Here is a 17558-nt window from a genome sequence, read left to right as displayed (position 1 = left end):
ACGTCTCGGAGTCTAATCGCACCGCCGCGATCCGGTGAAAACGACCCCGGGAAAAACGCGCCGACAGACGAGAACGGCCCCGGGATCATGAATCCCGGGGCCGTTCTTGATGTTTCGCCTACTTGGCGACGGTGACGTCCACGTTGTGGATGCCGTTGCCCTCCGGCGACACCTCGGCGGTGCCGTTGCCGGACGCCGACAGCGCGCGGATGGTCCACGAGCCCGGCGCGGCGAAGAAGCGGAAGTCGCCGGTGCCCGAGGCCACGACCTCGGCGGTGAAGTCGCCGTTGCCGTCCAGCAAGCGGACGAACGCGCCACCGACGGTCTGGCCGTCAGCGGTCAGGACGCGGCCGGTGATGACCGTCTCCTTCTCGACGTCGACGCCGGCCGGGATGGCCTGTCCCTGGGTAGGTGCTGCACACATATTGATTACGCTCCCAACTCGATCGGTGCACCGACGAGGGAACCGTATTCGGTCCAGGACCCGTCGTAGTTCTTGACGTTCTGGTGGCCCAGCAGCTCCTGCAGCACGAACCAGGTGTGCGAGGAACGCTCGCCGATGCGGCAGTACGCGATGGTCTGCTTCTCGCCGTCCAGACCGGCATCCTTGTAGATCTCCGCCAGCTCGGCGTCGCTCTTGAAGGTGCCGTCCTCGTTCGCGGCCTTGGACCACGGGACGTTGATGGCGCCGGGGATGTGGCCCGGACGCTGCGACTGCTCCTGCGGCAGGTGCGCCGGAGCCAGGATCTTGCCCGAGAACTCGTCGGGCGAACGCACGTCGACCAGGTTCTTGGCGCCGATGGCGTCGATGACCTCGTCACGGAAGGCGCGGATGGACAGGTCCTGCGCGGAGGCCTTGTAGTCGGTGCCCGGGCGCACCTTGACGTCCTTGACCAGCGGGCGGCCGTCCAGCTCCCACTTCTTGCGGCCACCGTCGAGCAGCTTCACGTCCTGGTGGCCGTAGAGCTTGAAGTACCAGTAGGCGTAGGCGGCGAACCAGTTGTTGTTGCCGCCGTACAGCACCACGGTGTCGTCGTTGGAGATACCGCGCTCGGACAGCAGCGCGGAGAACTGCTCCTGGTTCACGAAGTCGCGGCGGACCTGGTCCTGCAGGTCCTTCTTCCAGTCGAGACGCACGGCGCCCTCGATGTGCCCCAGGTCGTAGGCCGAGGTGTCCTCGTCCACCTCGACCAGGACGACGCCCGGGGTGTTCAGGTTCTCTTCGACCCAGTCTGCGGAGACCAGGACATCGGAGCGAGCCATGTTGTTCCTTTCGGTGCGGTGCCGTGTTCAGGCGTTGCGTTCGTGTGGCTGAGTAATAGGAATGGTCAGGGGCGGAGTCGGGCGACCAGCGGATAGATCTGGCAACCCAGGCAGATGCCGAACGCCGCGTTCAGGAAGGCCGCGAACAGCGCGAATCCGGCGAAGATCGAGCCCACCACCGTGCTGCCGGCGGCGAAGCCGATCACGCCCAGCACCGCGAAGATCAGACCCACCAGCTGTGCGAACCGCAGCGGGGCAACGGGTTCCAGCTCGGTCGGCACGCCGTTGCGCGGCGCGACCAGGGTGGCGTAGATCCGGCCGTACGGGCTGCGCTTGGGGCCGCCGGCCGCGCCCAGGCCGAAGACCGCGGCCTGCGCGGCCAGCAGTACGGCGGCCGCGGGGACCGAGACGGAAGCGAGAATCAGGACCAGGGCGAGCGCCGCGGTGGTGATCCAGGCCGCGAACCGGGGACCCCGGACGTCGACCTGCTCCACGGGCGGTGCGCTCGTAATGGTGTTCGACATGGAAGGAAGTACTCCTGCGCTCGAGGATGTATTGGCCGGATCGCCGGAGGATCGACATGATCTCTCAACAGCGGGGGATACAACCGGTCGGCGACAGAGTTATAGAAAGGCCGACCGGCTAGCGGCACAGGCAGCAACAACCACCGAGCCGGCACAGGTCTACCGTGCGGCGTCGGGTGAGCATCAGCTCGCGGTTGGATTGCACGAGAGGGAGTTTACCCAATTTTCGGGGGAAATTGGACCCGGGGTCCGTAATGCTGGTCACTCATCGGTCGCGGCGACTGTCAAAGAGGCCATTGACGTGCGCAGATCCGCGGCCTTCGGAACGCCGGAGATCCGGAAGCGTTCCAATCCTCGAGAATCCAATCCGAAAGTGGTCGGCAGCGAGAGCACGTTCAGCTCCCGGGCGAGCTCCGCGAACTCGTCGATGTCGACCTCCAGATCCAGCGGCGGCAGCTCGGCGGCGGCCAGTTCGGCCACCACGCCCGCGACCACGCGCCGCACGGCCGCGCACGGGCCGCACCAGTCGGCGGAGAAGTGCAGGACGGTCGGGCGGCCCGGGATCACCCCGGCCGCGGCCAGCAGGGCGGCCCGGTTGGATTCCGGCTCGAGCGGCCGCGGCGCGGCGGCACGCTCGCGCACCCGGCCCTCGTTGCGGCGCAGCAGCAGGCCCACGGCGACCGCCGCGACCAGCATGACCGTCAGGATTCCGAGGGCGATCATTTCTGTAGCCGATCCAGGTCGACGGTCACGGCGCGACCGGTGCCCTCCACCACGATCTGCCCGGCATTGGCCTCCACCGAGGTGGGCGCGATGCCGAACGGCATATTGCGGGTGTCGATGGTGTGGGTGAAGCGGGCCAGGATGGCTGGCTTGTCCTGTTCGGAGATCACGGTCCGATCCTGTTCGGGCAGCACCGAATCGGAGTCGGACTGCAGATCGCGCCCGGCGATCGAGATCGCGGTGATGCGTACCTCGGCGCCCTCGAGTTTCAGTTCCGCCAGCACGTGGACCTTCTTCTTGGCGACCTTCTGCGCGGTGTCGGCGCGCGAATCGGCGACCGGGACGGTGTCGGCGTTCGGGCCGATCGGCACGGTGCCCTCCAGGATGATGATGCCCGTGGTGCTGGGACCGGTGCCGGCGGCATTGCCGGAGCCGTCGGACTTGTCGGTGGGCGGGCCGAAGACCTGGAGGTCCGGAATCTTGAACAGCCGGCCGAGCTCATTGGGTTCGATGCGCATGCGGGCCTGCACCTCGTCGACCGGGACCTGCGCCACCTCGCCGTCGATCAGCTGACGCATGGGCAGGCGGACGCCCTTCAGATTGGCCTCGACCATGATCTTGCCGGGGATGTCGGGGCGCATGGCCCGGGCGCGGATGTCCATATTGATGTACTCGCCGTCCAGGGACTGGACCACGAAGGGGTGGCGCAGCGACTCGTGGAAGGTGATCTCCGGGTCGGCGCTCAGATCCGAACCGGTTCGCAGCAGCCGGGAGACGCGGTACTCGGAGTAGGCGGCGACCCCGAAATCGAGCAGCACGACCAGCCCTGCCAGGCAGAGCAATCCGATGAGCAGCCTCCGGAAACGCATAGCTGCACCCTAATAGGGGGCCGTCGCCGATCCGCGTCGGATCCACCTACGGGAGTCCGCTCGCGAGGGGCGGACGCTGGTGATTCGCGCCGTCAACCCGCCCGTGGCGGCAGCGGGGGGCGATTCCGAGACACCACAGGCTAATGTAGGCAGCGATTACCTGTGATGACCTGCATGAGGTAGTGGCCGACAGCGCGGTAGCCACACACATGCCAGATGGGATGGAGGGCCCCCATGGAGCTGCTCCTGCTGACCTCCGACCCCAACCCCGAGGCGGTGCTGCCGTCGCTGGCGTTGCTGCCGCATCACGTGCGGCCCGCTCCGACGGAGGTGGCGTCCCTGCTCGAGGCGGGATCCGCCGACGTGGCGCTGGTGGACGCGCGCACCGACCTGGCCGCCGCGCGCGGCCTGTGTCGTTTGCTGGGGAGCACCGGCTCGTCGGTGCCGGTGGTGGCCGTGCTGACCGAGGGCGGTCTGGTCGCGGTGAACGCCGACTGGGGCCTGGACGACATCTTGCTGCCCGGTACCGGGCCCGCCGAACTGGACGCCCGGCTGCGACTCCTGGTGGCGCGCAACGGCGGCGTGGCCAGCCCGGAGAACACCGGCAAGATCACCCTCGGTGAGCTGGTCATCGACGAGGGCACCTACACCGCGCGACTGCGCGGCCGCCCGCTGGACCTGACGTACAAGGAGTTCGAGCTCCTCAAGTACCTGGCGCAGCACGCCGGCCGGGTGTTCACCCGCGCCCAGCTGCTCCAGGAGGTCTGGGGCTACGACTTCTTCGGCGGCACCCGCACCGTGGACGTGCACGTGCGACGACTGCGCGCCAAGCTCGGCAGCGAGTACGAGTCGTTGATCGGCACCGTGCGCAATGTCGGATACAAGGCGGTGCGCCCGGCGCGCACCCCGGGCAAGGGCGACGCGGTCACCTTCCCCGACTCCGACGGCACCGACGACTCCGAACTGACCTCGGCGAACGGCGCGATCTGATGACTTCCTGGACCGACCGGCCCGATTCCGAGACGGCCGGGCAGGTACGGGCGCTGCTGGAGCGGGCCACCGCGGCCGACGGCGTGGCCCCGGTGTCGGAGCAGGCGGTGCTCTCGCTGGCCGGAACTGATTCGCCCGCAAGACATCTGGTGGACATCCGGGACGGCGTGGTCGTGGGGTACGCGAACCTCGTGCCCGCGCACGACGAGCACCCGGCGATGGCGGAGGTGGCGGTCGATCCGTCGGCCCGCGGCCACGGTATCGGCGCAGGTCTGGTGGCTGCCGCGCTGGCGGCCGGGGGTCCCGGCGCGCGCGTGTGGGCGCACGGTGACCTGCCGCCCGCGCGGGCGGTGGCGGCCCGACTGGGCTTGTCCGTTTCGCGTGAATTGTGGCAAATGCGAAGAGAGCTGGCTAACTCAGAGCTACCCGAGTTGACGGTGCCCGCCGAACTTGAACTGCGCACCTACGCCGGGCCTTCGGACGACGCGGAACTGCTCCGCGTGAACGCCTCGGCCTTCTCCTGGCATCCCGAGCAAGGCGGCTGGACCCAGCGCGATATCGACGCCCGCCGCGCCGAATCCTGGTTCGACCCGAAGGGTCTGTTCATCGCCGTGGATCCGGCCCACCCGGACCGCATCCTCGGATTCCACTGGACCAAGGTGCATTCCGACGAGACGCCGCCGATCGGCGAGGTCTACGTGGTCGGCATCGAACCCGACGCGCAGGGGCGCGGCCTCGGCCGGCTGCTCACGCTGGCGGGTCTGCACTATCTGAAGGACCGCGGCCTGGACGCCGTGCTGCTCTACACCGAGGGCGACAACACCGCGGCCGTGCACACCTACACCCGGCTCGGTTTCACTCGATTCCACATCGACGTCGCCTACTCCAGCGTGTCGTAAATTACGCTCGGCAACGATGCGGCTAATGTCACACGCAGTGTGCCGCAATCAGGGTGGGTTGTTCATCTCGCGTTCACCTGCCCTGGTCCAACTGTCTACCAGCCGCCCTTACGTTGCAAGTGGGCCGCAGACCGCTGCCCGGTGCGCTAGTTCGCAGCGAACAGCCGCCAAACGCGCCCGTCCGACCGTTGAGGGGTTGGACGTGCAAGTGATTCCCCCGGAGGAATTGGTGAATCTCAAGCGCAGCAGCGCCCTGCTCGGTGTGTTGGCCGCGGCCGGCGCCCTGACTCTGTCGGCTTGTGGCAGTGACAACAACGCCACCGGCGGCGGCGCCAAGATCGATGTCGCCTGTGGCGGCAAGACCTCGCTGAAGGCCAGTGGTTCCACCGCGCAGAAGAACGCGATGGACCGCTTCGTCGCCGCGTACCAGACCAACTGCGCGGGCGCGAAGCTCGACTACACCGGTTCGGGCTCGGGCGCCGGCGTCAACGAGTTCATCGGCAACCAGACCGATTTCGCGGGCTCCGACTCGCCGCTGAACGCCGAGAAGGGCGAGACCGATAAGGCCGCCGCTCGTTGCGCCAGCCCTGCCTGGAACCTGCCGGCCGTCTTCGGCCCGATCTCCGTGGCCTACAACCTGCCCGGCATCGAGGACCTGGTCCTGGACCCGCCGACCATCGCCAAGATCTTCTCCGGTGACATCACCGCGTGGAACGACCAGGCGATCCGGGCCCTGAACACCAACAAGGCCGACAAGCTGCCGTCGGACAAGATCGGCGTGATCTTCCGCTCCGACGAGTCGGGCACCACCGACAACTTCCAGAAGTACCTGACCACCGCCGGTGGCTACACCAAGGGCGCCGGCAAGGCGTTCAACGGTGGCGTCGGCGAGGGCGCCAAGGGCTCGGACGGCACCTCGGCCGCGGTCGCGAACACCAAGTTCACCATCACCTACACCGAGTGGTCCTTCGCCAAGGCGCAGAAGCTGTCCTCGGTGCGCGTGCTGACCACCGCCACCTCCAACGACCCGAAGCCGGTCGAGCTGACCGCCGAGTCCGCGGGCAAGGCCGTCGACGCCGCCAAGATCAAGGGCGAGGGCAACGACCTGGTGCTGGACAACAGCTCGATCTACAAGCCCACCGCCGCGGGCGCGTACCCGATCATGCTGGCCACCTACGAGATCGTCTGCTCGAAGTACAGCGACGCCGACACCGCCAAGGCCGTCAAGGCGTTCCTGACCTCGGCGGTCGGCAACGGCCAGACCGGTCTCGCCGACGCCGGCTACGTGCCGCTGCCGGACGCGTTCAAGACCAAGCTCACCACCGCGATCAACGCCATCTCCTGATCGCCTGATCGAAACACGATGACCGTGCACGACGACATTGCATCCGCGGGTCTGTCCGTTTCGACCGACCCGCGGGAAGACCGTGCCCAACTGCCGGGGGATACTGCGCTCATGCCGACCGAACCCAGCACCACCCCGGCCGCGGGGCGCGCACCCAAGAAGTTCGGCGCGGAGTTCGCTTTCCGCTCGGCGGCCACAGCCGCCGGCGGGATCATCGTCGCCGCCATCGCCCTGATCGCCCTGTTCCTTCTGATCCGGGCGTGGCCCTCGATCATGGCGAACAAGGCGAACTTCTTCACCACCACCGAGTTCAACGTCAAGGACGAGAACAACCTGCAGTTCGGCATCAAGGACCTGTTCATGGTCACGGTGCTGAGTTCGCTGTTCGCCCTTGCCATCGCGGTGCCGGTCGGTGTGGGGATCGCGCTGTTCCTGACGCAGTATTCGCCGAAGGCGCTGGCGCGTCCGTTCTCGGTCATCGTGGATCTGCTGGCCGCGGTGCCGTCGATCGTGTTCGGTCTCTGGGGATTCCTGGTCGTGGCCCCCAAGCTGGGGCCCTTCCAGGACTTCCTGAACAAGCACCTGAGCTGGTTGTTCCTCTTCTCCGACGGCAATGTCAGCATTGCCGGCGGCGGCACGATCTTCACCGCGGGCGTGGTGCTCGCGGTGATGATCCTGCCGATCATCACCTCGGTCTCCCGGGAGGTGTTCGGCCTGACCCCGCGCTCGCACATCGAGGCGGCGCAGGCGCTGGGCGCCACCAAGTGGGAGGTCGTGCGCCTCACCGTGCTGCCCTTCGGTCGCTCCGGCGTGATCGCCGGTTCCATGCTGGGCCTGGGCCGCGCGCTCGGTGAGACCATCGCGGTCCTCATCGTGCTGCGCACCTCGACCAAGGCGGGCAGCTGGTCGCTGTTCGACGGCGGCTACACCTTCGCCTCGAAGATCGCCTCCGCGGCTTCGGAATTCAGCTCGAAGCTGCCGACCGGCGCCTACATCGCCGCCGGTTTCGTGTTGTTCGCACTGACGTTCGTCGTCAACGCACTGGCTCGGCTCGCCGCCGGCGGGAAGGTCAACGGATGACCACCACACTCGACAAGCCGGTCAAGGCGCCGACCTTCCGGCACGTCAGCCCCGTTCGCCGGATCAAGAACAACGTCGCCACCGGCCTGGTCTGGTTGTGCTTCGGCCTCGCGCTGGTGCCGCTGCTGTGGGTGCTGTTCGTGGTGCTGCAGAAGGGCGGGGCCATCGTGGCCTCGGCCGGCTGGTGGACCAAGTCGCAGAACGGCGTCCTGCCCGACCAGCGCACCGGCGGTGTCTATCACGCCATCTACGGCACCATCGTGCAGTCCGGCATCGCCGCGGTGATCGCGGTGCCGCTGGGCATCATGGCCGCGGTCTACCTGGTCGAGTACGGCCGGGGCTGGCTGGCCAAGACCACCACCTTCATGGTCGACATCCTCGCGGGTGTGCCCTCGATCGTGGCCGCGCTCTTCATCTTCGCGCTCTGGATCGCCACCTTCGGCAACCCGCAGAGCGCCTTCGCGGTGTCGCTGGCCCTGGTGCTGCTGATGCTGCCGGTGGTGGTGCGCAGCACCGAGGAAATGCTCAAGCTGGTTCCGGACGAACTGCGTGAGGCGTCCTACGCGCTCGGTATCCCGAAGTGGAAAACCATTGTGCGGATCGTCATTCCGACCGCCGCGCCCGGCATGATCTCCGGCATGCTGCTGGCCGTCGCCCGTGTCATGGGTGAGACCGCGCCCGTGCTGGTGCTGGTGGGTTACTCCAAGGCGATCAACTTCGATGTCTTCAACGGCAATATGGCCTCGCTTCCGCTGCTGATGTACCAGGAGCTGTCGAACCCCGAGCCCGCCGGCCGCGAGCGCATCTGGGGTGCCGCGCTGACCCTGATCCTGATCATCGCGCTGCTGTACCTCGCCGCCGCGGCGGTGAACAAGCTGCTCACGCGGAACCGATAGAAGGAAAGACTGATGGCCAAGCGAATTGACGTCAAAGACCTCAATATCTACTACGGCAAGTTCCACGCGGTCGCCAATGTCGGGCTGACGGTGCTGCCGCGCAGCGTGACCGCCTTCATCGGTCCGTCCGGTTGTGGCAAGTCGACCGTGCTGCGCGCGCTCAACCGCATGCACGAGGTGACCCCGGATGCCCGCGTCGAGGGCGCGGTGCTGCTCGACGGCGAGGACATCTACGGCGCCACCGTCGACCCGGTCGGCGTGCGCCGCACCATCGGCATGGTGTTCCAGCGGCCGAACCCGTTCCCCACCATGTCGATTCGCGACAATGTGGTAGCCGGTCTGAAGCTGCAGGGCGTGCGCAACAAGGGCCAGCTGGACGAGGTGGCCGAGCAGTCGCTGCGCGGCGCCAACCTCTGGAACGAGGTCAAGGACCGCCTGGACAAGCCGGGCGGCGGCCTCTCCGGTGGTCAGCAGCAGCGTCTGTGCATCGCCCGCGCCATCGCGGTGTCGCCGGACGTGCTGCTCATGGACGAGCCGTGTTCGGCCCTGGACCCCATCTCCACGCTCGCGATCGAGGATCTGATCACCGAGCTGAAGAAGGAGTACACCATCGTCATCGTCACCCACAACATGCAGCAGGCCGCGCGTGTGAGTGACCAGACCGCCTTCTTCAACCTGGAGGCGCAGGGCAAGCCGGGCAAGCTCATCGAGATCGACGAGACCGAGAAGATCTTCTCGAACCCGTCGCAGAAGCAGACCGAGGACTACATCTCGGGTCGATTCGGATAGTCACAGACCTTCCGGCGTCGGACGGCCCCTGCCCTTGTGGCAGGGGTCGTTTTCTATGCCCTGGGTGGTTGTGTGCAACTGTTAGTAACAGTTAGTCTGACGCTCGTTGGTAAACCGATTGGTTTAGTACAAGGAGGTGTCGGATGACCGTCTCAACGGCGAGCCCGAAATCCGGACGGGCCGCGGCGGACCTGCCGCAACGGGCGAAGATCGCGGCGCTGGTCGCCATCTGTCTCGCGGAACTGCTCGTGGTCCTGGACAACACGCTGGTCAATGTGGCCCTGCCGTCCATGGCCCTGCAACTGCGGGCCGACATGAGCGGCCTGCAATGGATCGTGGACGCGTTCACCCTGGCCTTCTCCGGTCTGCTGCTCGCCATGGGACACCTGGGCGACCGCTACGGGCGACGGCTGTTCATGATCATCGGACTGGGCGGCGTCGCGGTCATGTCCGCGGCGGGCGCGCTGTCCTCCGGCCTCGGCCAGGTCATCGCGGCCCGCGCCGGCATGGGCGTGTTCGCGGCCGTGGTCTTCCCTGCCACCCTGGCCCTGCTCACCAATATCTTCACCAAGTCCCGCGAACGTGCCGCCGCCATCGCGCTGTGGACGGCCATGGCCGGGATCGCCATCGCCATCGGGCCGACCGTGGGCGGCTGGCTGCTCGAGTACTTCTCCTGGCATTCGGTGTTCTGGATCAATGTCCCGGTGGCGCTGGTGGCCATCGGCGCGGTGCTGGCCACCGTGCCGGAATCCCGTGCACCGCACGTGGATCGGCTAGACCGGGTCGGCATCCTGCTCTCCCTGGCCGGGGTGACCGCGCTGGTGTGGTCCATCATCGAGGCCCCCAAGCACGGCTGGTTCGCCGCCGAAAGCCTTGCGGGCTACCTGCTCTCGGCCGCGCTGCTGGCCGCGTTCGTGGCCTGGGAACTACGCGTGCCCGCGCCCGTGCTGAACATGCGCCTGTTCCGCGACCGCCGCTTCGCGCTGCCGTCGCTGGCCATCACCGTGTCCTACTTCTCGGCGTTCGGCTTCCTGTTCCTGATCACCCAGTACTTCCAGGGCGTGAAGGAGTTGTCGCCGCTCGAATTCGGCATCCACTCACTGCCTTTCGCGGTGGCGGTCGGCTTCGGCGCGCCCATCGCGACCCTGCTGGCACAGCGGCTGGGCGCCACGGCCATGGTGGTGTCGGGGCTGCTGATCCTGGCGGTGGCCATGTACATCGCGGGCCGGACCACCGTCGACACCCCGTATCTGGGACCGGTGGTGGTGTCCATGATCCTGATGGGCCTGGGATTCGCGGTGGTTCAGGGTCCGGCGACCGAATCCATCATGGGCGCGGTGCCTCTGGAGGAAGCCGGTGCGGGCTCGGCGGTCAACGACACCACGCGGGAGGTGGGCGGAGCTCTCGGAGTGGCCCTGCTCGGGTCGATCATGACCTCGGTGTACGCCGACCGGATCGGCGGCCGGATCGCGGCGATTCCCGCGCAGATCATGAATCCGCGGCAGAAGGAGTTGGCGAGCAATACGCCGATCAGCGTCCTGGAGATCGTGAAGGCCCCGGTGAATCCGCTTGTCGCACCGGCGAAAGCGGATCTGATTCACGCCATGAAGGTCGCGGCGATGCAGGGCGCCGAGGCCGCGTCGTACGTCGCGGTCGGCACCCTGGTCGTGTGCGCGGTCATCGTCGCCGCGACCTTGCCCTGGCGTCCCGAACGGGGCCGTTCGGTCCTGATGGGCTGGCGTGAGTCCGACGAGGACTAGATCGATTCCTTCTCGGAATCCGGGTCGGGCGGCAGCACGCCGGTGACGAGGAAGACGACGCGGCGGCCGATCTCCACGGCGTGGTCTGCGAAGCGCTCGTAGTAGCGACCCAGCAGCGCCACGTCCACGGCCGCCGCGACGCCGAACTGCCAGTCGCGGTCCATGATCAGCGTGAACAGGTGCTTGCGCAGGTCGTCCATCGCCTCGTCGTCGTCGGTGAGCTTGGCGGCCCGCTCGGGATCGCGGGTCTCCAGCACCTCCTTGGCGGTGGCGCCCATCTTGACCGCGACGCGGCCCATCTCGGCGAAGTAGCTGTTCACGGCCTCCGGCACGGCGTGGGCCGGGAAGCGCCGCCGGGTCATCTTGGCGACGTGCAGGGACAGCACACCCATCCGGTTCACGTCGGAGACGATCTGGATGGCGCTGACGACCTGCCGCAAATCACCGGCGACCGGGGCCTGCAGCGCGAGCAGCGCGAAGGCCTTCTCCTCGGCCAGGGTGATCATCTCGGCGATCCGGTCGTACTCGCTGATCACCTGCTCCGCGAGCTCGAGATCGGCGGTGAGCAGGGACTCGGTGGCCCGCTCCATCGCCGATCCGGCGAGCCCGGCCATGCCGCCGAGCAGATCGGCGAGCTCGGCCATTTGTTCGTTGTAGATGACACGCATGAGTCAAGACATTAGTGCGCGTCCTTGACCAAGTCACCAACGGTGGGTTAAACGTAGGTTCCGGTCGGTTCCGGCAAAGTCGCCGCAGCTCCGACCGGTCCGGTGGACGGCCTACTTGCAGAGGTCGTCGGCGGCGTTCACATGCTCGAGATCGGAGGGCAGTGTGACCGGAGCCGCACTGGGCCCGCCCGCGTCGCTCGGCGTGTCGGGCAGGGTCTGCCCGAAGGCGGTCGGGGTCTTCACGGTGCCCGAGAAATCGGACCCCACCACGACCTCGACGATGCTGCCCAGCCCGCTCGCCGGTTCCAGGATCGAGCCCGGAATCGCGCTGGCCACGGTTCCGGCGTCGGCCTCGTGGCCGCTGGAGTAGCGGACCTTGGTCTTGGCGGAGACGCCGTCGGCGTAGTTGCCGGTGCTGTAGATCTGGAAGCCCTGCGCGGCCAGCTTGGTCGCGGTGGTGCCCGCGATGCCGCCCTGGCCGGAACCGTTGGACACCTGCACCGAGACCGTCTGCGGATCCACCGCGGCCGGTTTGGGTTTGGCGACGGGCACGCCGGCGGGGGCCGCCGGGGGTTCGGACTTCTTCTCACCGGGCAGCGGCTGGTCGTCGATGACCGCGCGGAAGATGGCCTTGATGTCCGACTCGCGCGGGATCTCGTTGCCGTACGACGTGGTGCCCGCGGTCGGGACGGTCAGGAAGGTGATGCTCCCGGCCTGCATCTTCTGCATGGAACGGCCCAGCGTGAGCAGGTCCTTGGTGGTGACGCTGTCCATGAACGAGTGCTTCGCGAAGGCGTTGATGAACCCGTCGAGCTTGGCCGGGTCGAACAGCACCTTGCTGGACAGCGCGCTGCGCAGCAGGGACGACAGAAAGCGCTGCTGCCGGTTGATCCGGTCGTAGTCGCTGCGTTCCTCGCCGTACACGTGGCGGGCGCGCACGTAGTCCAGCGCGGTGGAACCGTTGACCGTCTGCCTGCCCGGGGTGGTGAGGACGGTACCGAGGACCTCGTCGACCAGCGGCTTGGTGGTGCACACCTCGACGCCGCCGACCACGTCGACCATGGACTCGAATCCGGCGAAGTCGATGCCGACGAAGTGGTTGATCTTCAGGCCCGACATCTTGGTGATCACCTTGGTCAGGCACTTCGGCCCGCCCAGCGCGTAGGTGGCATTGAGCTTGTCGCCGTCGGCGGCCGGGAACTTCTGGCTGGAGTAGGTCGCCTTCTCGTTGTCCCAGCCCTCGCAGATCGGACGGGAGACGTCCAGGTCGCGGGGGAAGGACACCGCGACCACGCGGGACCGGTTGGCCGGGATGTTGACCAGCATGACGGTGTCCGAGCGCGCGCCCTCGGCGTCGTCCACACTGCCCGCGCCGAGCGTGCTGTTGGTGCCCGCCCGGGTGTCGGTGCCGACGATCAGGAAGTTCTCGTCGCCGTTCTGCCCGTCGGCGTCGACGACGTCGGTGCTGTTCGGATCTAGCGCGACGACCTGCTGGAAGTTGCCGTCCTTGGCGCGCAGATAGCTCCAGCCGCCCGCGGTCACCAGCAGCGCGAGCACCGCGAACATCGCGGTGGCGCCGCGGGCCACCAGACCGGCGCGGCGGCTGCGGCGGCGTCGGGTGCTCGACATCCATCTGGCCGGCGCGGAACCCACGGAGGCGGGCAGCGCGGTGGTCGGATAGTCGGCGGGCGAGGCGACCCGGCGGCCCAGCAGGGCGCGGGCACGCGCGGCGGTGGTCGGGGCGGCGGCGGGGATGGCCTCGGTGACCGGGGGTAGTTCGTCGGTGATCAGATCGGCGGTCGGGTCGGCGCGGCGGATGGTCCGGCCGGTGCCCGGTGCCGCCGCCACCCGGCGGAGGTGGCTGTCGTCGCGCACGGTGCGCTGTGAACCCGTGCCGGGCTGGTGTCCTGCGGGCGGAGGCTGGGTGCCCGGGGCGGGCCGGGCGCCGGCGGCGGGTGCGCTCTCCGGCGGGGGCACGGGTGCCGGTGCGGCCGGTTCTCGGTCGGCCGTGCCATTGGTGGCCGCCGGTGCGTTCTGCTTGCCCGCGTCGGGGCGGGGACGGCGGCGCGTCTGGCGCTCGCTGTCCACCCGTTCGACCAAGTCCTGCACGGAGATGGGGGCTGCGGCGGAGTCGGCGTCGTCGGTGTGCCGGGAGCGGCGGCCCGCGCGCGACAGATCGTCCCCGTCCTCGGAGTAGCGCTCCCAGGGGGCGCGACCTCCGGGCCGTGGCGTACGCCCGTACCGATCGTCACCCACCAACGAACCTCACTTTGCTCTTGATGCCGAGGGCCATGATAACGATTTCGCCACGGTGAACCACTCGAACATGTGTCCACCCAGGTAGATCCGCTTTTTCTGCTCTGTCGGAATGCTTCGACCGCTGGGACGAACGTTCCGCAAAGTGTGCCAGGGCCTCGGCCCCGCACCCGGGAGCTGGGCCGGACATTGACCGGATCGTGCCGGATCGCCGGCGGCGACAGGCGGCTGAACCAGGGCGGTCGCTAGCCGCCGGAGTGCATGACGTCGGCGGCGGTCGGGACGGTCGCGTCCTCCGGATCGTCGAGCCAGCCGTCGGGCAACGCGACCTTCGTCTGCGGGGAGCCCTGCCGCCCGCGTGGTCCGAGCGCGTCCTCCGGGAACGGCACGTCCGGATCCAGCTGCCCGACCAGATCGCCGATCTGAGCCAAGTTGGTCACGGTGGCGAACTGCCGCCGCAGCGCGGAGCCGACCGGGAAGCCCATCAGGTACCAGGCCATGTGCTTGCGAATGTCGCGCATGGCCTTGTCCTCGCCGTCGTGCTCGACGAGCAGGGCGGCGTGCCGGTAGAGGATCTCGCCGACCTTGCCGAGCGAGGGTCCGGCCGGAATGGGCTCGCCGCGCAGGGCCGCGCTGAGTTCTCCGAACAGCCACGGCCGCCCCAGGCAGCCGCGGCCCACCACGACGCCGTCGCAGCCGGTCTCGGCCATCATGCGCAGGGCGTCGTCGGCGCTGAAGATGTCGCCGTTGCCGAGCACCGGAATCGTGGTGACGGTCTCCTTGAGCCGCGCGATGGCCGACCAGTCGGCCTGCCCGGAGTAGAGCTGGGCGGCGGTGCGGGCGTGCAGTGAAACCATCGCCGCGCCTTCCTCTTCGGCGATCCGGCCGGTGTCGAGGTAGGTGGTGTGGTCGTCGTCGATGCCGATGCGGAATTTGAAGGTGACCGGCACTTCGCCTGCGGCCGAGACCATTTCGCGCACGATCTCGCGGAACAGCCGCCGCTTGTAGGGCAGGGCGGAGCCGCCGCCGAGGCGGGTGACCTTGCGGACCGGGCAGCCCAGGTTCATGTCGATGTGGTCGGCCCAGCCCTCGCCGACGATGATCCGCACGGCCTCGCCGAGGGTCTTGGGGTCGACGCCGTAGAGCTGCATCGAGCGCGGCGATTCGTCGGGGCCGAAGGCCATCATGTTGAGAGTCTTCTCGTTGCGCTCGACGACGGCGCGGGCGGTGATCATCTCGCACACGTACAGCGATGTGGCGCTGCCGAATTCGCGGCACAGGGTGCGGAAGGCGACATTGGTGATGCCCGCCATCGGGGCCAGCACGACCGGCGGATCGAGCGGGTAGGGCCCGATTCGCAACTCGGTCTTGGGGGCTTCGAGCGAGGCAGTCACGCCTCCCAGTCTCTCATCCGCGCCGTTGCGGCCAGAGCCGCCCGCCCACTCGAGTGCCCCCGGTCACAGCGTCAGCGGGCGGCGGGCCGGGTGCCGGGCTGGAACTTGAAGCTGATCGCCTCCAGGACGGGCTTGCGCTGGGTCTTCTGGATGGCGGCGATTCGCCACTCCCCGTCGGTGTCGCGCACGACGGTGTAGGTGACGAGCTTGCCGAGCTTCTTCGGCTGCTTCTTGTCCACGTCTCCGGCGGATACGACGACGACGGTGTCGCCGCCGTAGCGGCGGATGTCGAGGGTCTCGCCCCACATGCGGGTGCCCTTCAGGAAGGAGTCGAACAGCGCCTGGTGGGCCCGGCCGATCTCCGCGCCGCCGTGGTAGACGGTCCCGGCGAAGGTGACGTCGGTGGCGTCGGCGGTGAAGCAGTGGCCGTAGGCGGTGCCGTCGCCGTCGTTCCAGGCCGCGGCGACGCGGTCGAGCAGGGCGTGGATGGCGTCGAAATCGGTGCTGCCGTTCATGGTTCAATCCCCTTCAGGTATTTGCTGCTCCTGGAAAGCATCTTCTCATGAGAAGTATCTTCCTTCAAGAAGAGAATTGAATCGGAGGCGTCCCATGCTGTCGGACCCCGCACGGGCCAGTGCGATCTATCGCCGCTACCTCAGCGCCCTGGTGCTGCACGCCCAGGCCGGAGCGCGGGCCGTGGGACTCGGCGCGACCGATCTGTACGCCCTCAACATCCTCGACCTGAACGGCGCCATGACCCCGGGCGAGCTGGCCGCCCGCACCGGACTGACCACCGGGCCCACCACCCGCCTCATCGACCGCCTGGAGCAGGCGGGCCACGTGCGCCGCGTCCCCGACGCCGCCGACCGCCGCAAGGTCCTCATCGAACCGATCCCGAACCCCGGCGACCTCGAGCGGGTGCTCGCGCCCGCGCGCCGCAAGATCGGCGAGATCCTGCTCGGCTACACCCCCGAGCAGCGGGAAGTCCTGTTCGACTACTTCGAGCGCGCGGGCCAGGCGTTCCAGGAGGCGGTCGACGAGATCGACTGAGCCGGGGACGGCGACGGCCCCCCGGGACCGAAATCCCGAGGGGCCGTGCCGAATTCGAGCCGGATCAGGCGTTGGCCGAGGCCAGGTCCCGATCGCGCTTGGCGGCCTCGCGGGCCAGCATCTTGTCGCGCTGCTCCTCGAACTTCACGACGTCCTTGCCGAGCCGCTCGAGGAAGAGGCCCAGACGCTCGCGGGTCTCCTCGCCGCGCGCGGTGAAGTCGGTGCGCTCGAAGATCTGCCACTTCTTGAGCACCGGGTTCACCACCTCTTCGAGGTGCTGGCGCAGGTCGTAGATGCCGTGCTTGGCCATCAGCACGCCGTTGCGGCGGAAGTTGGGCATGCCGGCGCCGGGCATCTGGAAGTTCTCCAGGATCATGGTGATCGCCTCGAGGGCCTGGTCCGGGCAGAGATCCAGAGCCGCGCCGCACATGTTGCGGTAGAAGATCATGTGCAGGTTCTCGTCGGCGGCGATGCGCTGCAGCATGCGGTCGGCGATGGGGTCGTCGCAGACGCGGCCGGTGTTGCGGTGCGAGACGCGGGTGGCGAGTTCCTGGAAGGTCACGTACGCCACCGAGTGCAGGAAGCCGGCGCTGCCGGTCTGCTCCAGTTGCTCGGTGGGGGAGGCGAACCCGTTGGTCATGTGGATCATGCGGGCCTGCTCGAGGGCGACCGGGTCGACGCCGCGGGTGACGACCAGGTAGTCGCGCATCACGATGCCGTGGCGGTTCTCCTCGGCGGTCCAGCGGCCGACCCAGGTGCCCCAGGCGCCGTCCTGGGAGAAGTTCTCGGCGATCTCACGGTGGTAGGAGGGCAGGTTGTCCTCGGTGAGCAGGTTGGTGATCATGGCCGCCTTGGCCAGTTCACTCAGCTTCGACTGCGACGGATCCCAGTCCTCGCCGCCCATGGCCGCGAAGTTGCGGCCCTCGTCCCACGGCACGTAATCGTGCGGGTGCCATTCCTTGGCCAGGGAGAGGTGGCGATTGACGTTCTCCTCGGCAACCGGCTCCAACTCCGTCAGTAGCTCGAGTTGAGTCAGATCCTTTGCCATACAT

General features: G+C 68.0%; 18 protein-coding genes. 8 read left to right on the top strand and 10 right to left on the bottom strand.

The features are described 5' to 3' along the window. Window positions 1-118: 118 nt before the first annotated feature. The 5 genes from ACFV4K_RS05210 to ACFV4K_RS05190 all read right to left on the bottom strand — a co-directional run bounded on the left by ACFV4K_RS05210 (window position 119) and on the right by ACFV4K_RS05190 (window position 3379). Complete coding sequence (locus ACFV4K_RS05210; RefSeq protein ID WP_379272229.1) at window positions 119-424, bottom strand: DUF1416 domain-containing protein; 306 nt, start codon at window positions 422-424, stop codon at window positions 119-121. Between the two features lie 5 nt (window positions 425-429). Further along, a complete protein-coding gene (locus tag ACFV4K_RS05205; RefSeq protein WP_379272228.1) occupies window positions 430-1263 on the bottom strand; it encodes a sulfurtransferase in 834 nt (277 codons plus the stop codon). A 65-nt stretch (window positions 1264-1328) separates the two neighbouring features. Further along, window positions 1329-1787 (bottom strand): DUF4395 domain-containing protein, encoded by a 459-nt coding sequence (locus ACFV4K_RS05200; RefSeq protein WP_379272226.1) that lies wholly within the window; start codon window positions 1785-1787, stop codon window positions 1329-1331. Window positions 1788-2048: 261 nt separating this feature from the next. After that, window positions 2049-2510, bottom strand: coding sequence for a thioredoxin family protein (locus ACFV4K_RS05195; protein ID WP_379272225.1), 462 nt, complete (start codon window positions 2508-2510; stop codon window positions 2049-2051). Beyond that, window positions 2507-3379, bottom strand: coding sequence for an LmeA family phospholipid-binding protein (locus tag ACFV4K_RS05190; protein WP_379272223.1), 873 nt, complete (start codon window positions 3377-3379; stop codon window positions 2507-2509). The genes ACFV4K_RS05195 and ACFV4K_RS05190 overlap by 4 nt, the downstream gene beginning before the upstream one ends. A gap of 234 nt (window positions 3380-3613) precedes the next feature. Between ACFV4K_RS05190 and ACFV4K_RS05185 the strand changes: the two genes are divergently transcribed. The 7 genes from ACFV4K_RS05185 (at window position 3614) to ACFV4K_RS05155 (ending at window position 11138) form a co-directional block, all read left to right on the top strand. Then, entirely contained in the window at window positions 3614-4369 is a 756-nt protein-coding gene (locus ACFV4K_RS05185) for a response regulator transcription factor (RefSeq protein WP_357089585.1), read from the top strand. Further along, window positions 4369-5268, top strand: a complete 900-nt coding sequence (gene mshD, locus ACFV4K_RS05180) for a mycothiol synthase (RefSeq protein ID WP_379272222.1) — start codon at window positions 4369-4371, stop codon at window positions 5266-5268. Before ACFV4K_RS05185 ends, mshD begins: the two co-directional genes overlap by 1 nt. Before the next feature lie 229 nt (window positions 5269-5497). Next, the gene (gene pstS / locus ACFV4K_RS05175) at window positions 5498-6613 is read left to right on the top strand and encodes a phosphate ABC transporter substrate-binding protein PstS (protein WP_379272236.1); all 1116 of its coding nucleotides are present in this window, start codon (window positions 5498-5500) and stop codon (window positions 6611-6613) included. Between the two features lie 111 nt (window positions 6614-6724). Beyond that, window positions 6725-7693: a phosphate ABC transporter permease subunit PstC gene (gene pstC, locus ACFV4K_RS05170; RefSeq protein WP_379272220.1), complete on the top strand. Its 969-nt coding sequence runs from the start codon at window positions 6725-6727 to the stop codon at window positions 7691-7693. Beyond that, window positions 7690-8589: a phosphate ABC transporter permease PstA gene (gene pstA / locus ACFV4K_RS05165; RefSeq protein WP_379272218.1), complete on the top strand. Its 900-nt coding sequence runs from the start codon at window positions 7690-7692 to the stop codon at window positions 8587-8589. Before pstC ends, pstA begins: the two co-directional genes overlap by 4 nt. Window positions 8590-8601: 12 nt before the next feature. Beyond that, window positions 8602-9378 (top strand): phosphate ABC transporter ATP-binding protein PstB, encoded by a 777-nt coding sequence (gene pstB / locus ACFV4K_RS05160; RefSeq protein ID WP_379272217.1) that lies wholly within the window; start codon window positions 8602-8604, stop codon window positions 9376-9378. A 143-nt stretch (window positions 9379-9521) separates the two neighbouring features. Next, window positions 9522-11138, top strand: a complete 1617-nt coding sequence (locus ACFV4K_RS05155; RefSeq protein ID WP_379272215.1) for an MFS transporter — start codon at window positions 9522-9524, stop codon at window positions 11136-11138. Here ACFV4K_RS05155 and phoU read toward each other — a convergent pair. From phoU to ACFV4K_RS05135, 4 genes are all read right to left on the bottom strand, one after another. Next, window positions 11135-11806 (bottom strand): phosphate signaling complex protein PhoU, encoded by a 672-nt coding sequence (gene phoU / locus ACFV4K_RS05150; protein WP_357089567.1) that lies wholly within the window; start codon window positions 11804-11806, stop codon window positions 11135-11137. The genes ACFV4K_RS05155 and phoU overlap by 4 nt on opposite strands. A gap of 111 nt (window positions 11807-11917) precedes the next feature. Beyond that, window positions 11918-14062 carry an LCP family protein gene (locus tag ACFV4K_RS05145; RefSeq protein WP_379272214.1) on the bottom strand — a complete coding sequence of 715 codons (2145 nt, stop codon included), beginning with the start codon at window positions 14060-14062 and terminating at the stop codon, window positions 11918-11920. A 245-nt stretch (window positions 14063-14307) separates the two neighbouring features. Then, window positions 14308-15456: a tRNA dihydrouridine synthase DusB gene (gene dusB / locus ACFV4K_RS05140; protein WP_379272212.1), complete on the bottom strand. Its 1149-nt coding sequence runs from the start codon at window positions 15454-15456 to the stop codon at window positions 14308-14310. Window positions 15457-15527: 71 nt separating this feature from the next. Continuing rightward, the gene (locus ACFV4K_RS05135; protein WP_379272211.1) at window positions 15528-15971 is read right to left on the bottom strand and encodes an SgcJ/EcaC family oxidoreductase; all 444 of its coding nucleotides are present in this window, start codon (window positions 15969-15971) and stop codon (window positions 15528-15530) included. A 94-nt stretch (window positions 15972-16065) separates the two neighbouring features. On the opposite strand from ACFV4K_RS05135, the gene ACFV4K_RS05130 reads away from it, so the two are divergent. Beyond that, window positions 16066-16506: a MarR family winged helix-turn-helix transcriptional regulator gene (locus ACFV4K_RS05130; RefSeq protein WP_379272209.1), complete on the top strand. Its 441-nt coding sequence runs from the start codon at window positions 16066-16068 to the stop codon at window positions 16504-16506. A 64-nt stretch (window positions 16507-16570) separates the two neighbouring features. Here ACFV4K_RS05130 and ACFV4K_RS05125 read toward each other — a convergent pair whose 3' ends face one another. Beyond that, the gene (locus ACFV4K_RS05125; RefSeq protein ID WP_379272207.1) at window positions 16571-17554 is read right to left on the bottom strand and encodes an acyl-ACP desaturase; all 984 of its coding nucleotides are present in this window, start codon (window positions 17552-17554) and stop codon (window positions 16571-16573) included. Between the last annotated feature and the right edge of the window lie 4 nt (window positions 17555-17558).

The organism is Nocardia sp. NPDC059764, assembly GCF_042732555.1.
In the GTDB taxonomy this organism is placed as follows: domain Bacteria; phylum Actinomycetota; class Actinomycetes; order Mycobacteriales; family Mycobacteriaceae; genus Nocardia.
Note: the sequence above shows the minus strand (reverse complement) of the source record. Positions and strands in the feature narration are given on the sequence as shown.

Excerpts from the sequence above, each read along its gene's own strand:
- ACFV4K_RS05155 (WP_379272215.1), top strand. The coding sequence starts at position 9,522 with ATGACCGTCTCAACGGCGAGCCCGAAATCCGGACGGGCCGCGGCGGAC.
- ACFV4K_RS05135 (WP_379272211.1), bottom strand. The coding sequence starts at position 15,971 with ATGAACGGCAGCACCGATTTCGACGCCATCCACGCCCTGCTCGACCGC.
- ACFV4K_RS05190 (WP_379272223.1), bottom strand. The coding sequence starts at position 3,379 with ATGCGTTTCCGGAGGCTGCTCATCGGATTGCTCTGCCTGGCAGGGCTG.
- ACFV4K_RS05130 (WP_379272209.1), top strand. The coding sequence starts at position 16,066 with ATGCTGTCGGACCCCGCACGGGCCAGTGCGATCTATCGCCGCTACCTC.
- phoU (WP_357089567.1), bottom strand. The coding sequence starts at position 11,806 with ATGCGTGTCATCTACAACGAACAAATGGCCGAGCTCGCCGATCTGCTC.
- ACFV4K_RS05195 (WP_379272225.1), bottom strand. The coding sequence starts at position 2,510 with ATGATCGCCCTCGGAATCCTGACGGTCATGCTGGTCGCGGCGGTCGCC.
- mshD (WP_379272222.1), top strand. The coding sequence starts at position 4,369 with ATGACTTCCTGGACCGACCGGCCCGATTCCGAGACGGCCGGGCAGGTA.
- pstC (WP_379272220.1), top strand. The coding sequence starts at position 6,725 with ATGCCGACCGAACCCAGCACCACCCCGGCCGCGGGGCGCGCACCCAAG.
- pstA (WP_379272218.1), top strand. The coding sequence starts at position 7,690 with ATGACCACCACACTCGACAAGCCGGTCAAGGCGCCGACCTTCCGGCAC.
- ACFV4K_RS05205 (WP_379272228.1), bottom strand. The coding sequence starts at position 1,263 with ATGGCTCGCTCCGATGTCCTGGTCTCCGCAGACTGGGTCGAAGAGAAC.
- ACFV4K_RS05200 (WP_379272226.1), bottom strand. The coding sequence starts at position 1,787 with ATGTCGAACACCATTACGAGCGCACCGCCCGTGGAGCAGGTCGACGTC.
- pstB (WP_379272217.1), top strand. The coding sequence starts at position 8,602 with ATGGCCAAGCGAATTGACGTCAAAGACCTCAATATCTACTACGGCAAG.
- ACFV4K_RS05125 (WP_379272207.1), bottom strand. The coding sequence starts at position 17,554 with ATGGCAAAGGATCTGACTCAACTCGAGCTACTGACGGAGTTGGAGCCG.
- ACFV4K_RS05185 (WP_357089585.1), top strand. The coding sequence starts at position 3,614 with ATGGAGCTGCTCCTGCTGACCTCCGACCCCAACCCCGAGGCGGTGCTG.
- ACFV4K_RS05210 (WP_379272229.1), bottom strand. The coding sequence starts at position 424 with ATGTGTGCAGCACCTACCCAGGGACAGGCCATCCCGGCCGGCGTCGAC.